Genomic DNA, 14,270 nt, shown 5'->3' with positions numbered 1-14,270 from the left:
CACCCAACGGATCCTAAGGGGCGCGCATTCCCGCTGTGGCCGGGCACACGGGGGTTCCCCCACGGCACGGATAACCGCGCTGGGCCACGAGGAAGCAGCCCGGTTTCAGGGACGTGCGAGGGATTGCTTCGCCAGTACCTTGCCCGTCGGGGCCGGCTGCCGGCTGACGCACGCGGCGTCGACGACGTAAGCCGTGACCCTGGTGGGGTCGGAGGTGTCGGACACCACGACGAGGAAGGCATCCTTGCCTTCGTAGGTACCGGTCTTCGCTCCGAGGACGTCACCGTTGCTGTGGATGCCGTCGCGTACGCAGTCCGGGACCGGAACGGAGGGCTGCATCAGGGTCTTGGCGCTCTCGGAGCCGTGTGGCGAACTCTTCTTCGCCGCGAGGAGGCCGTCCACCTGGCTCCTGAGGTCGCTTCCGGAGAAGGTGCCGGCTGAGGTCGTCTGCCGGTCCTGTGCGGTCGAGTGAGAGTCGTTACCGAGGGACTGAAGGAAGAGGGAGCCTGCGCCCAGGACGGCCGCGGTGAGGACGGCGCCCAGGACGACGGTCCGGCGACGGCGCCCGCGTCCGTGATCCTTGCGGCCCGGCCCGGTGGCCGCCTGCGGGCGTCCGGCAGGGCGATCTGCCGGGGCCGGTGTTTCACGTGAAACACGCGTCACCGCCGCCTCGGCGGTGAGAGCGGCGTCTATGCGGTCGGCGACATCGGCGGGCATGCGGGCCGGCTCGGGCAACGTCCCGAGAAACCCCCGGATCTCCTCCAGCGAGGCGTGGACCTCCGCGCAGAGATCGCACTCCTCCAGATGGCGTCGTATGTCCTCGGTCCGGGACGGCGGGAGAAGACCCTCGGTGAGGTCGGAGATTTCCTCGACGTCCGGGTGCCCGGCCGTGTCTGTCGTGGAATTCACGCTAGCCCACCTCCGCCCTTCACCGTGTCCTGAGGTCCCGCTGCGGGTGGGACGGATGCCCCCTGTGTCCGGTTCCCCACCTGACCGGGTTCCTTCGTCTCGCCGGGGCTCTCCGGCCGCAGGTGGGAGAGCAGTGGCAGCAGTCTCGCCCTGCCGCGGGCGCAGCGGCTCTTCACCGTGCCCGTGGGCACGTCCAGGACACGAGCGGCCTCGGCGACGGGATAGCCCTGCATGTCCACGAGGACGAGGGCGGCGCGTTGCTCGGGCGGGAGGGTGCCGAGGGCTTCGAGGAGCTGGCGGTGCAGGTCGTTTCTCTCGGCGGGCCCCGAGGCGGCCTCGTGCGGCTCCAGCAGCTGCTCGAGGCGCTCGGTGTCGTCGACGGGTGCGGTCTTGCGGGAGGCCGCCTTGCGGGCGCGGTCCAGGCAGGCGTTCACCGTGATCCGGTGCAGCCAGGTCGTGACGGCCGACTGGCCCCGGAAGGTGTGGGCGGCCCGGTAGGCCGACACCAGGGCGTCCTGGACCGCGTCAGCGGCCTCCTCGCGGTCTCTCAGCGTTCGCAGGGCCACTGCCCACAGCCGGTCCCGGTGCCGCCGAACGAGCTCCCCGAAGGCGTCGGGATCCCCTTCGACGTGTCGGGCGAGGAGTTCCTCGTCCTTCGCGTCGCCGTAGCCGGCGCCATCTGCCATCCGCCCCTCCCTCGGGGGCAACCTTACGGACTTCCGGACGGGAATCCAGCCTCAGCTGGTCACCTTGATGTCCGCCACCCTGCCGCGCCACTTGCCGTCGTCCGGTTGCAGCGGCAGCTTGGTCAGCCATACCAGGAGATACCGCGACGTGAGGGATTTCCCGGGCTTGAGTACCACGGTGGTCCCCGAGCCCTCGGCGACCTTGGTGTACTCGGAGAAGGACGTGGGCCGCGCGCCGGTGTCCGCGCTCGCGGCGCTACGGAGCTCGACCGACGTGTCTCCCTGGAAGGTGACGGTCACCTTCCCGACCTGCTGGACCTTGCCGAGGTCGAGGATGACGCCGACGCCTGATTTGAGGTTGCCGAAGTTCGCGCTCAGGTAGAAGTCCGTCTGCCAGTACGTGGCCGTGCTGTTGTCGTAGACCTTCCCTATGTCGGCGGGCTTCTCGGAGTGGTCCGTGCTGAAGGGGTCGAAGTCCCAGGCCTTGCTGATGGCGATCGGTTTGCCGGAGGCGGCCTGCTTCTTCGTGCCGCCCTTGTCGCCGCCGTCGGTGCTCTGTGTGGACGGGGTGTCGTCGGACGTGCCGCTCTGGTCCATCAGGGCGTCCGCGAGTTGCCAGCTGCCCAGGCCGAGGGCGGCGATGAGGAGGGCGGAGACCGCCCACTTCAGGGCCTTGCCGGTGCGGCTCTGCAATGGGGGCGGCGGGGCCGTGAGCGGCTGCGAGGCGCCGGGGCGCGGCGCGGGGCGGCCGTACGTGCCCTGCTGGTACGTCGTGCGCTGGTACTCGGGAGGGGGCGTGAAAGCGGGCTCCGGCGGCCGGATGCGCGGCATCTCACCGATCGCCTTGACCAGTTCCTCGGGCGTGGTGCAGGGCGACTCGTGCCGGGAGGCGGTGGCACCGTCGTTGGCGAGTGCCCGCATGGTGAGCTCGGACAGTCCGCGGTGGACACCTGCCCGCACCTGGTCCGGTGGGATCGGACCGATGTCCTTGGGGAGGCCGGACAGGCCGTAGGCGTCGTTCTCGTACGGCCAGCGCTGGGTCAGCGCCGCGTACAGCAGGGCGCCGATCGCCTCGGTGTCGGTGCGTTGCGGGGTGTCGGAACTGATGCCGCGCAGTGCGGCATTGACGGCGAGGCCGCGGATGCGCCACTGGCCGGTGGAGGCGCGCAGTACGGCATTCGGGTTGAGGCGCAGATGGGCGAGGCCTTCACGGTGGGCGGCCGCCATGGCGGAGGACACCTGGCTGACCATCTGGTAGGCGTCGTGCGGCTCCAGCGGTCCGGCGGCCAGCAGGGTGGACAGCTCGGTGGCGTCGGGCAGCCACTCGTGCACGACGTACACGAGGTCGTTCTCCTCGACGGCGTCCAGGACCTGGACGAAGCGGGGATCGCCGAGCAGCGCGGAGGAGCGTGCGGCGGCCAGCACCGAACGGGCTCGCGTGTGATCGGCGGGCAGGACGTGGACGCCGACGGCACGGCGGAGTTTCTCGTCCACCGCTCGCCAGCTGCTGAATCCGTCCAGACGGGTGACACACTCCTCGAGACGGTAGCGTCTGGCGAGTTTGTGACCGCTGTGCAGTTCGGTGGGCGAGGTCTTCTCAGGACCGTTCGTCCCGCCGCTCCTCTCCGCCTCGTCGCTGTCCGTGTCCCGCTCCGGGTTCTGGGCCACCCCGTCGGCCGTGGACTGGTCCGCCTTGGCGGTCAGCGGCTCGTCACCGCTGTTGTCTGCCACGTCGACGGCAGCCGTGCTACGTTCCGCCACCGTCGTTCCCTGCCTCCCCATCCGTTGCACCCTGTCCGACGCCGAAACCAATTGTGCCCACAGTCCGCCGCTATGCACGACACGCGGCGGCGAACGATGGTTGTGCGCGTACCCCCGCCTCAGCGCCCCAGACGCCCGCGCACCATGCCCACGAGGGAGTTGAGCTCCTCGATGCGCATGCGGCGGGCGGCGACGAAGAAGACCCCCAGGAGGACCGCGCCACCGGCCAGCAGCGCGGCGAAGGAGCCGAGCACGCCCTGGCCGAGAGTGTGGCCGATTCCGTAGCAGGCCGCACCGCTGAGCAGCGCGGCGGGTACGGAAGCGATGCACAGCCGCGCGTACGTCCTGGTGACCCGGGCGCCGTCCAGGTCGCCGCCGAGTCGCTTGCGCAGCCGCTTCCAGGCGACGCCCACCCCGATCGCGTAGGCGAGGCCGTACGCGGCCGCCATGCCGGCCACGGCCCAGCGGGCGGGGAGCAGGAAGTAACAGGCTCCCGAGGCGCCCGCGTTGACCGTGGCCACGATGACGGTGTTGTAGAAGGGGGTGCGGGTGTCCTCGTAGGCGTAGAAGGCACGCAGGACGACGTACTGCACGGAGTACGGGATCAGGCCGAGTCCGAAGGCCATCAGCATGTAGCCCATGTTGGTGGCTTCGCTGGTGCCCGAGGAGCCGAAGATCAGCGTGCACATCGGGATGCCGAGCGAGACGAAACCGAAGGCGATGGGCACGATGGCGACCGCGGTCGTGCGCAGGCCCTGTGAGATGTCGTCACGGACGGCACCGCCGTCGCCCTCGGCGGCCGAGCGCGAGATGCGCGGCAGTAGGGCCGCCATGAGGGAGACGGTGACGATGGCCTGCGGCAGACCCCAGATCAACTGGGCGTTGGCGTAGGCGGCGAAGCCGGTGCCCGCGACCGCGGAGTCCTTGCCGGCGGCGGTGGACAGCTGGGTGACGATCATGGCGCCGGCCTGGTTGGCGAGGACGAACAGCACCGTCCACTTGGCGAGCATCGCGGCCTTGCCCAGGCCGTGGCCCCGCCAGTCGAAGCGCAGCCGCAGCCGGAATCCGGTCTCACGCAGGTACGGGATCATGGCCAGGGCCTGGACGACCAGGCCGAGCAGCACACCGACGCCGAGGAGCCGCTGCCCCTCCTGTGGAATGTTCGTGACGGTCATGTGGGAGTTGGCGGCGGAACCGTACACCCAGATGAACATGCCGAGCGTCACGATGATGACGATGTTGTTCAGGACCGGGGTCCACATCATCGCGCCGAACTTCCCGCGCGCGTTGAGGATCTGACCCATCACCACGTGGATGCCCATGAAGAAGATCGAGGGCAGGAAGTAGCGGGTGAAGGTGACCGCGACCTCGTTGGCCGCCGGGTTGGTGGCGACGGAGTTGGACAGCATCCGCACCAGCAGCGGCGCGGCGAACATCGCCAGCGCGGTGAGTGCGGCGAGGGCGACCATCACGAGGGTCAGCAGCCGGTTGGCGAACGACTCGCCGCCGTCTTCGTCCTCCTTCATCGCCCGCACCAGCTGGGGGACGAAGACGGAGTTGAGACCGCCGCCGACGGTGAGGATGTAGATCATCGTCGGCAGCTGGTAGGCGACCTGGAAGGAGTCGCCGAGCAGGCCGAGGCCGAGCGCGGAGACGATGAGCGCGGAGCGGACGAAGCCGGTGAGGCGGGAGACCATCGTGCCCGCCGCCATGACGGCGCTGGACTTCAGCAGGCCGGCCGCCTTGCCGCCCTTCTTCCCGACGGGGGCCACGGGAGCGGCGGGAGCGGTCGCCTCCTGGCCGGGGCCCGTGGGGCCGCCGGGGGCGGCGGGAGCGGGCGCGGAGGCGGCAGCGCCGCCGGCGGGTGCAGCGGGGTGGGAAGCGGCGCCGTACGCCTCGAGGCCGGGCCGCGGAGCGGCCGGGTAGGAAGCTGCGGGGTACTGCCCGGCGGGTGCCTGGGCTCCGCCCGGCGCGGCGGCCGGGCCCGGTACGGGCGGGGGCTCCGTCGCCGGCCGGCCACTGCCCTGCTGCTGGTCCCGGAAGAGGTGTGCGAAGGCGTCCGGCTGGTGGTGCTCCTCGCCGGAGTGCGTCACCAGGTCGTCGACGCCCACGAACTGGGTGGTACGGGGGTCGTCGCCGTACGGCAGGTGCTGCGTGGGACCGGACGGTTCCGGTGCCGGGGTCTGGGCCCACAGGCGCGGGTCGGGAGCGTACGGCGACTGCGGCGGCTGGGCGTACGGCTGCTGCTGCGGGTAGGTGCCCGGGGGCGGCGGGGGGTGGGCGGCACGGTCGTACAGCGCCTCGGCGACCGGGTCCTGGGCGGAGAGGTCCTGTGCCCGGTAGGGGTCCTGGTCGTAGGCGTCCTGGAGGTACATGTCCGCCCCGTGCTGCGGCGGCACCTGGCCGGGCTCGGGCGGCTCGGGGTAGCCCGAGCCGGCCGCGGCCTGGCCGCGGTCACCGTCGTACGGCGAATTCATGGTTGCCCCACCTCATCGTCCCCGGGCCCACCGGCCACGACATCGCTCAACGGTCCACTCTCTCACCCGTCCCGGACGGGTCGGTGCTTTCCGGTGCGGTGTCCGGTGTCGGGTCACTCGGCTGCTCCGGGTCGCCCGCCCGGGTGCGCGCGTCGGACTCTTCCATGAGACGGTCGCCGGCCCCTTCCGGACTCAACGGGCCCTCGGTGTCGTTCCCCGTCTCGTGGGGGCCGGCGTCCTCGGTCTGCCGGGCGGCCGCGCGCTTGCGCTGGGTGTACATGCGGAATCCGGCGAGCACGAGCAGCAGGACACCGCCGCCGATGACCAGCATGACCGTGGGCGTGACCTCGGTGACCTTCACGTCGAACTGAACCGCCCTGCCGTACTTCTGGCCGTCCTGTGTGTACAGCTGGGCGATCACCGTGACGGGGCCGTTGGCGTTGGCCGACGTGGTGAACTTCACGGACTGGCTGTGCCCGCCGGAGACGGCGACGCGCTGCTCCATGTAGGCCTTGCCGCCGATCTTGAGACGGGTCGGCATGGTGGAGGTGAGCCGCAGCATGAGGTGGTCGGCGCCCTGGACGAGATTGTTCTGGACGGTCACCGGGATGGTGGCGCTGCGACCGGAGAGCTTCGTCTCCGACTTGGGAATCAGCTTGACCTGCTGGGCGAGGTCGTCGATGTAGTTCTCCACGCCCTGCCGGAAGCTGTCCGCCTTGCCGTTCCGGCCCCGCCACGACAGGGACATCTCACGGTTCAGTGCCCGCCCGAAGGGGGTCACCACCCGGGACTGGTTGGTGAGGATCACCTTGAAGTTCTCGAGCTTGTCCTCGGTTCGTGCCATCTGCTCGAACGCCGACCGCGGCAGCTCCTGCTTGCGCAACGAGGAGGGATAGGCGGACGTCGACGGGATCCGCGTGGTGGCGTCGGCGTCCGGCTTGGTCTTGGCGGCGGCGGCGAGATCCTGCGGCTGGCTCCAGGTGCTCTCCTGCAGGGCCGTGACCGCCTGGGCCATCGCCTGGGCCTGCCCGGCGGACGGCAGACGCTGCGGGGCGACGACGATGCTGCGCTGCTTGTCGGTCTGCCGGCCGAGCTCCAGGCTCTGGGCCAGGAACTGCTGCACGGCGAGCGTGGCGCTGCCCGCCGTCGTCAGGTCGCCCTCGAACGCCGTGGACAGCCGGGCGTCCGCGACCACCGCCGTGGTGCCGCCGCCGATCGGGCGGGCGGCGGAGGGCGTGTACGTCAGGCCGCCGGTCTCCTGGAGGCTGTCGCTGCGGGCGATCACCTTGTCCGCGCCGGCGGAGGTGGCGACCTTGATGATCGAGGGGTCGACCGCGCCGTCCACGGGCCAGGCGAACTCGGTGCTCGGTGTGACGTGGAGCACGGTCTTCACCGTGAGGGAGGCGACGTCGGTGGCGTCCTTCAGGTGGCTCAGCGATCCTGTGACGCTCGTTCCGTGGTGGGCGAGGGAGGCCAGGTCCGGGTCGGAGAACGGCAGGGCGACGACCTCCTTGCCGGCCACCGCTTCCTGCAGCCCGGCGAGCCACTGCTTGGCGACCGCCTGATGGGTGCCGGCCGTGGTGGTGCCGTCCGGGCCCTGGATCTTGTAGTTGCCCGCCATCGCGTCCACGGACGCCAGCAGGTCCGGGTCGATCACCCAGGTGACGTCGAGGTCCTTGCCCAGCGCCAGCATCTGTGCCAGGCGGCCGCCCGGGGAGAGCTCCTTGGCGAGGTCGTCGTTGAGGAAGACCGGTGTCTGCTGTTCACCGGCGCCGGTCTTCGCCGTCACGTGCACGGTGGAGATCAGCGGCCACAGGTACGTGGTCTTGGTCCGGGTGTCGGCCTCGTCCGGCTGCCACGGCAGGAAGGTACGCCGGATACCGAGCACCTGGTCCCACGGCTGGGCGGTCGTCCGGCCGGAGAGCGAGACAGCGAAGTCGTAGACGCCGGCCTGGCCGAGGTCGAGCTTGTCGACCGGGACGGAGATGCTGAAGTGCTCCGCGACGCCCGGGGTCAGCTTGGCGAACTTCTCGACGTACTTGCCGCCGACCTCGGAGCCGACGGAGGTCTGCAGATCGTCCGAGTGACGGGCGGTGGCGTCGATCTCCGACCGGGTGTCCAGCTGGGGACCCACGCGCAGCCCGACGTGTGCGTCGCTGACCGTCTGCTTGCCCTTGTTGGTCACCGTGCCGGAGACGGTCAGCGTGTCTCCGTCGGTGGGCGTGCTGGGGCTCAGGGAGTCCAGGGAGACGTCCACCGTGTCCGAGGCGGCGGCCTGGGCGGGAGCGGCGGCGGGCAGCTGGAGCAGGCCGGCCAGCAGCGGCGCCCCGGCGAGCAGTGCTCCGGTGCGCCGCAGCCAGCGGCGGGCAGGTGAGGGACTCATCCCCTGGAAGTCTGCCGCCTCGGCCACGCGCTCGCCCGTCCCTCGTCGTCGTCAGTGGTCGTCGGAATGTGCGTCCACGCATGGTAACGATGTGCGCTGAGGGGAAGTGCCGCGGTCTGCTCCACAAGATCGGAATACCTGGCCGGCCCGCCCTGGATTGCCCGCCGCTCCGCCCTCTATTTCCCGTATCAAGAGGAGAAAGGGCGTACACGGCAAAGGCAGGCTTTGTGAGGAAAGACATCCCTCTGTTCCCCTGTGCTCAAGGGAGGCGCTGTGGAGCGGCCGGGCCGCGTACCCTCTTCTGTTGTGCCGAACGCCAACGAAGACACCCCCAACGCCCTGAGCCAGGCGCAGCAGCGCGCGGTGAGCGAACTGCTGAGGGTGGCCCCCGTCGCCGATGAGCTCGCCCGCCGCTTCCAGGAGGCGGGATTCTCACTCGCCCTGGTCGGCGGCTCGGTCCGGGACGCGCTTCTCGGCCGGCTCGGCAACGACCTGGACTTCACCACCGACGCCCGGCCCGAGGACGTCCTGAAGATCATGCGGCCCTGGGCGGACGCGGTCTGGGAGGTCGGGATCGCATTCGGCACGGTGGGAGCGCAGAAGAACGCCCGTGCCGGAGACGCCGATCGTTGCTTCCAGATCGAGGTGACCACCTACCGGTCGGAGGCGTACGACCGCACCTCGCGCAAGCCCGAGGTGTCGTACGGGGACTCCATCGAGGACGACCTCGTCCGGCGTGACTTCACGGTGAACGCGATGGCCGTGGCACTGCCGCAGAAGGAGTTCATCGATCCGCACAGCGGGCTGCAGGATCTTGCCGCGAAGGTGCTGCGCACTCCCGGCACGCCTGAGGCGTCCTTCTCCGACGATCCGCTGCGGATGATGCGGGCCGCGCGCTTCGCCGCTCAGCTCGACTTCGAGGTGGCCGACGAGGTCGTCGGCGCCATGAAGGAGATGGCCGGACGGATCGAGATCGTGTCGGCCGAGCGGGTACGGGACGAGCTGAACAAGCTGATCCTTTCCGTGTATCCGCGCAAGGGGCTGACGCTGCTGGTCGACACCGGCCTCGCGGACCATGTGCTGCCCGAGCTGCCCGCTCTGCGCCTGGAGAGCGACGAGCACCACCGGCACAAGGACGTCTACGAGCACACGCTGATCGTCCTGGAGCAGGCGATCGCGCTGGAGGAGGACGGCCCCGACCTGGCCCTGCGGCTGTCGGCGCTGCTGCACGACATCGGCAAGCCGCGTACGCGCCGTTTCGAGAAGGACGGCCGGGTCTCCTTCCACCACCACGAGGTGGTCGGGGCGAAGATGACCAAAAGGCGCATGACGGCCCTGAAGTACTCCAACGAACTGGTGAAGGATGTCTCCCGCCTGGTCGAGCTCCACTTGCGCTTCCACGGCTACGGCACCGGGGAATGGACGGACTCCGCGGTCCGTCGCTATGTTCGCGACGCGGGCCCGCTCCTTGGTCGTCTGCACAAGCTGACCCGTTCCGACTGCACGACCCGCAACAAGCGGAAGGCGGCCGCGCTCTCCCGTGCCTACGACGGCCTGGAGGAACGCATCGCCCAGCTCCAGGAACAGGAGGAGCTCGACGCAATCCGCCCGGATCTCGACGGCAACCAGATCATGGAGATCCTGGGGGTCGGTCCCGGCCCGGTCGTGGGTAAGGCGTACAAGCACATGCTGGAGCTTCGCCTGGAGCACGGGCCCATGGGGCACGATGACGCGGTGGCCGCGCTCAAGGACTGGTGGGTCGAGCAGAACTGAGACCGTGCAGGCGGTGCATGTTTCACGTGAAACACGCACGGCGTATGCGGCCGAGACATGGAGAGGGGCGGTGTTTCACGTGAAACACCGCCCCTCTCGGTATGCGCCTTACTTGTCCTTCAGGCAGAGCAAGAAGTCGCTGCCGTCACCGCTCTCGGTGTACGTGTACTTGAAGTCCTTGGCCGCGGCCTCGCACTTGCTCGACGCCAGGGTCTCCGTCGAATACGTCCCCTTGATCTTGGCGAGCACGACGTACTGTGCCTTCGCCGAGCCGCAGTCCACGACCTCGAGGTCCGGGTCGGTGTCGCTCGTGCTGCCGCGGTGCATGCAGTCGCCGACCTTCGCCGTGTTGGCGTCGTCCCGACTGGCTACGTAGCCGCCGATGGCCACACCGAGGGCGACCACCACGATGACGATGTTCTTGATCGTCTTGAAGCTGACCTTGCGCTTGGGGGCCTGCGGCGGCACCGGTGCGTAGGGCACGCCGGGCTGGGGCGGGTACGGGGCCTGACCCTGAGGCGGATAGGGAGCCTGACCCTGGGGCGGGTAGGGCGCCTGGCCCTGCGGCGGGTGCGGAACCTGGCCCTGCGGCGGCGGAGTAGTCACTCGGGAGTCCCCCCTGGAACGTGATGCACATGGCGAAATAAGACCCACGTAAGTTAGCGGTTGCCACTGACAACCCTGTAACCCAGAGGGCCTCTGTAGCCGTGATGTGACACTTATCAGCGCTCAAAGCGGGCCATAGCGGCAGCAACCGCTGCGTAGACCGCGGCGACCAGCACCACCAGCACGGCCGACTGGCCGTCCGGCGGGAGCATGAGGGCGGCCACGCCCGCGGCACCGACGAATGCGGCGTTGAAGAGAACGTCGTACACCGAAAAGATTCGGCCTCGGAAGCCGTCGTCGACGGACGACTGGACGACGGTGTCGGTGGCGATCTTCGCGCCCTGGGTGATCAGCCCCAGGACGAAGGACGCGACCAGGAGAGGGCCGGTGGCGAAGGGCAGGCCGAGCGCGGGCTCCAGCAACGCGGCGGCCCCGGCGCACACGGCGATCCAGCGTTCGGGGCCGAGCCACCCGGCCGCCCAGGGCGTCACCAGGGCCGCGGCGAAGAAGCCCGCGCCGGAGGACCCCAGGGCCAGCCCCAGCAGCCCGAGCCCCTCATCGGGGCCTGAGGAGAGGGCGTACCGGCACAGCATCAGCACCATGACGAGCAGCGCGCCGTAGCAGAAGCGCATCAGCGTCATCGACGCCAGCGCCCAGGCCGCTCCCCGGCGCGTGGGCGCGGCCAGGTGGCGTACCCCCGCTAGCAGGTCACGTGCGGTGCCGGCGAGCGCGGCGCGCAGGCGCGGCTGGCTCGGCGTGCGCTCGGGTCCCAGCAGGCCGGGCGCCATGGTCAGTGACATGAGGGCCGCGCACAGGTACAGCAGGGCACCCAGCAGGACGACCGTCGCGGCGGAGTCGGACACCGCCAGCCGTACGGCGAAGGCGAGACCGCCGCCCGCGGTCGCGGCGAGGGTCCCGGCGGTCGGCGAGAGGGAGTTGGCGATCACCAGCCGCTCGGTGTCGACCACGCGGGGCAGCGCCGCGGAGAGGCCGGAGAGCACGAAGCGGTTGACGGCGGTGACGCACAGCGCGGAGACGTAGAACAGGGCGTCCGGGACGCCGCCGGCCATCAGGAGGGCGGTGACCGCGGCCAGCAGGGCGCGCAGCAGATTGCCGTACAGGAGGACCTGTCGGCGCCGCCAGCGGTCCAGGAAGACCCCGGCGAACGGGCCGACCAGCGAGTAGGGCAGCAGCAGCACCGCCATGGCCGAGGCGATCGCGGCGGGCGAGGTCTGCTTCTCCGGTGAGAAGACGACGTAGGCGGCGAGCGCGACCTGGTAGGCGCCGTCGGCCCCCTGGGAGAGCAGGCGCACGGCGAGCAGGCGCCGGAAGTCACGTAGGCGCAGCAGGACGCGCAGGTCACGGACGACGGGCATGGGGCACAGCCTCACATGAGGGAAGGTCCCCGGGGCGGAGCACCCGGGGACCCTCTCAGCCCTGGCAGGAGCGGTTTTCGGCGTGGCCGTGCCGGCTAGCGCTCGACCTCGCCGCGGATGAACTTCTCGACGTTCTCGCGGGCCTCGTCGTCGAAGTACTGCACCGGCGGGGACTTCATGAAGTATGAGGACGCCGACAGGATCGGACCGCCGATGCCACGGTCCTTGGCGATCTTCGCGGCGCGCAGCGCGTCGATGATGACACCGGCGGAGTTCGGGGAGTCCCAGACCTCGAGCTTGTACTCCAGGTTCAGCGGGACGTCACCGAAGGCGCGGCCCTCGAGGCGGACGTAGGCCCACTTGCGGTCGTCCAGCCAGGCCACATAGTCGGACGGGCCGATGTGGACGTTCTTCTCGCCGAGGTCCCGGTCGGGGATCTGGGAGGTGACGGCCTGCGTCTTGGAGATCTTCTTGGACTCCAGGCGCTCGCGCTCGAGCATGTTCTTGAAGTCCATGTTGCCGCCGACGTTCAGCTGCATCGTGCGGTCCAGGACGACACCCCGGTCCTCGAACAGCTTCGCCATGACGCGGTGCGTGATGGTGGCGCCGACCTGGGACTTGATGTCGTCACCGACGATGGGGACGCCCGCCTCGGTGAACTTGTCCGCCCACTCCTTCGTGCCGGCGATGAAGACCGGGAGGGCGTTGACGAAGGCGACCTTGGCGTCGATGGCGCACTGGGCGTAGAACTTCGCCGCGTCCTCGGAGCCGACCGGCAGGTAGCAGACGAGGACGTCGACCTGCTTGTCCTTGAGGACCTGGACGACGTCGACCGGCTCGGCGTCGGACTCCTCGATGGTCTGGCGGTAGTACTTGCCGAGGCCGTCGAGGGTGTGACCGCGCTGGACCGTGACCCCGGTGCTGGGCACGTCGCAGATCTTGATCGTGTTGTTCTCGGAGGCGCCGATGGCGTCGGCGAGGTCGAGGCCGACCTTCTTCGCGTCGACGTCGAAGGCGGCGACGAACTCGATGTCCCGCACGTGGTAGTCACCGAACTGCACGTGCATCAGGCCGGGGACCCTGGACGCCGGGTCGGCGTCCTTGTAGTACTCGACTCCCTGCACCAGCGACGCGGCGCAGTTGCCCACGCCGACGACGGCTACGCGAACCAAACCCATTCCGGTTGCTCCCTGTGTGTACGTGTGAGGCCCCGAGTGGGTCTCACGTGGCGGTGTCGTCGGGCGTATCCGTCCCGGGGGTGTCCCCGGGACGGGGCAGGCCGCCCGGCGCTCCATGTGTCGTGTCCTGCTGAGCGGACCCCCCGGACGCGGAACCCCGCAGGTCCCGGCCGGCCCGCTCGCTCTCGATGAGCTCGTTCAGCCAGCGCACTTCGCGCTCCACGGACTCCATCCCGTGGCGCTGGAGCTCGAGCGTGTAGTCGTCGAGGCGCTCCCGGGTGCGAGCCAGGGAGGCGCGCATCTTCTCCAGGCGCTCCTCCAGGCGGCTGCGCCGGCCCTCCAGCACGCGCATGCGCACATCGCGCGACGTCTGGCCGAAGAAGGCGAAACGTGCGGCGAAGTGCTCGTCCTCGTACGCGTCGGGACCGGTCTGCGAGAGCAGTTCCTCGAAGTGCTCCTTACCTTCCGCCGTCAGCCGGTAGACGATCTTGGCGCGGCGGCCGGTCAGGGGCGCGGCGAGGGCGTCCTCGTGCGTGCTCCCCGGTTCCTCGATCAACCAGCCGTTGGTGACCAGCGTCTTGAGGCAGGGGTACAGCGTTCCGTAGCTGAACGCGCGGAACACACCGAGGGACGTGTTGAGTCGTTTGCGCAGCTCATAGCCGTGCATCGGGGACTCGCGAAGCAGGCCGAGCACGGCGAACTCAAGGATCCCGGAACGCCGGCTCATCCTTGCCTCCCCTCGTCCTCGTCTCGCTTATCTCGCTCTGATGTATCGACTCGATACATCACGACGATAGAACGGCCTTCCGCGTGCGACAAGAGGGGGAGCGGTGAACGGGATCACATCACCGATTCGTAGGAGGAGAGTTGTCCTGTTTGCGGCGAACCTCGGAGCTCGGAGGGTTTTGACGGTGCGTAGTCTGTGCGGCATGCGAACCACCGGGAACCACGTGATGCCTGGGGAGCGTCGATGTCCTCGGTGCGGTACGGGTGAATGCGGGACCGACCGCATCCGTACTTCGGGGGGACCGGAAACCAGCCGCCGTTTCCAGGCGCGCACGGGTGCGCCTGCCCGAGGAGTAATCGTTCGATGAGCGAGCACCGTCGCAAACCGCCGCAGC

General features: G+C 69.7%; 10 protein-coding genes. 1 reads left to right on the top strand and 9 read right to left on the bottom strand.

Annotated features, from left to right (window positions below):
* Window positions 1-105 precede the first annotated feature (105 nt).
* The 5 genes from ABZX30_RS06425 to ABZX30_RS06405 form a co-directional block, all read right to left on the bottom strand.
* Window positions 106-909, bottom strand: coding sequence for a hypothetical protein (locus tag ABZX30_RS06425; protein ID WP_355929575.1), 804 nt, complete (start codon window positions 907-909; stop codon window positions 106-108).
* Window positions 906-1,595: an RNA polymerase sigma factor SigM gene (gene sigM, locus ABZX30_RS06420; RefSeq protein ID WP_355929573.1), complete on the bottom strand. Its 690-nt coding sequence runs from the start codon at window positions 1,593-1,595 to the stop codon at window positions 906-908. Before sigM ends, ABZX30_RS06425 begins: the two co-directional genes overlap by 4 nt.
* A 51-nt stretch (window positions 1,596-1,646) precedes the next feature.
* On the bottom strand, window positions 1,647-3,356 hold the full coding sequence (locus ABZX30_RS06415) for a protein kinase family protein (RefSeq protein ID WP_355929570.1): 1,710 nt from the start codon (window positions 3,354-3,356) through the stop codon (window positions 1,647-1,649).
* Window positions 3,357-3,475: 119 nt separating this feature from the next.
* Window positions 3,476-5,833, bottom strand: coding sequence for a murein biosynthesis integral membrane protein MurJ (murJ, locus tag ABZX30_RS06410; RefSeq protein WP_355929567.1), 2,358 nt, complete (start codon window positions 5,831-5,833; stop codon window positions 3,476-3,478).
* A 46-nt stretch (window positions 5,834-5,879) separates the two neighbouring features.
* Window positions 5,880-8,243 carry a DUF6049 family protein gene (locus ABZX30_RS06405; protein ID WP_355929565.1) on the bottom strand — a complete coding sequence of 788 codons (2,364 nt, stop codon included), beginning with the start codon at window positions 8,241-8,243 and terminating at the stop codon, window positions 5,880-5,882.
* A 279-nt stretch (window positions 8,244-8,522) separates the two neighbouring features.
* On the opposite strand from ABZX30_RS06405, the gene ABZX30_RS06400 reads away from it, so the two are divergent.
* Window positions 8,523-9,989 (top strand): CCA tRNA nucleotidyltransferase, encoded by a 1,467-nt coding sequence (locus ABZX30_RS06400; RefSeq protein ID WP_355929563.1) that lies wholly within the window; start codon window positions 8,523-8,525, stop codon window positions 9,987-9,989.
* Between the two features lie 108 nt (window positions 9,990-10,097).
* Here the strand turns inward: ABZX30_RS06400 and ABZX30_RS06395 are convergent, their stop codons facing one another.
* From ABZX30_RS06395 to ABZX30_RS06380, 4 genes are all read right to left on the bottom strand, one after another.
* The gene (locus ABZX30_RS06395; protein WP_355929561.1) at window positions 10,098-10,595 is read right to left on the bottom strand and encodes a hypothetical protein; all 498 of its coding nucleotides are present in this window, start codon (window positions 10,593-10,595) and stop codon (window positions 10,098-10,100) included.
* A gap of 116 nt (window positions 10,596-10,711) precedes the next feature.
* Complete coding sequence (locus tag ABZX30_RS06390) at window positions 10,712-11,971, bottom strand: MFS transporter (RefSeq protein WP_355929558.1); 1,260 nt, start codon at window positions 11,969-11,971, stop codon at window positions 10,712-10,714.
* 95 nt (window positions 11,972-12,066) lie between these two features.
* A complete protein-coding gene (locus ABZX30_RS06385) occupies window positions 12,067-13,149 on the bottom strand; it encodes an inositol-3-phosphate synthase (protein WP_355929556.1) in 1,083 nt (360 codons plus the stop codon).
* Window positions 13,150-13,192: 43 nt separating this feature from the next.
* Complete coding sequence (locus tag ABZX30_RS06380) at window positions 13,193-13,876, bottom strand: helix-turn-helix transcriptional regulator (RefSeq protein ID WP_355929554.1); 684 nt, start codon at window positions 13,874-13,876, stop codon at window positions 13,193-13,195.
* Between the last annotated feature and the right edge of the window lie 394 nt (window positions 13,877-14,270).

Origin of the sequence: Streptomyces sp. NPDC004542 (assembly GCF_040610035.1) — a bacterium.
Taxonomy (GTDB): domain Bacteria; phylum Actinomycetota; class Actinomycetes; order Streptomycetales; family Streptomycetaceae; genus Streptomyces.
This window is presented reverse-complemented; position numbering and strand designations above follow the sequence as displayed.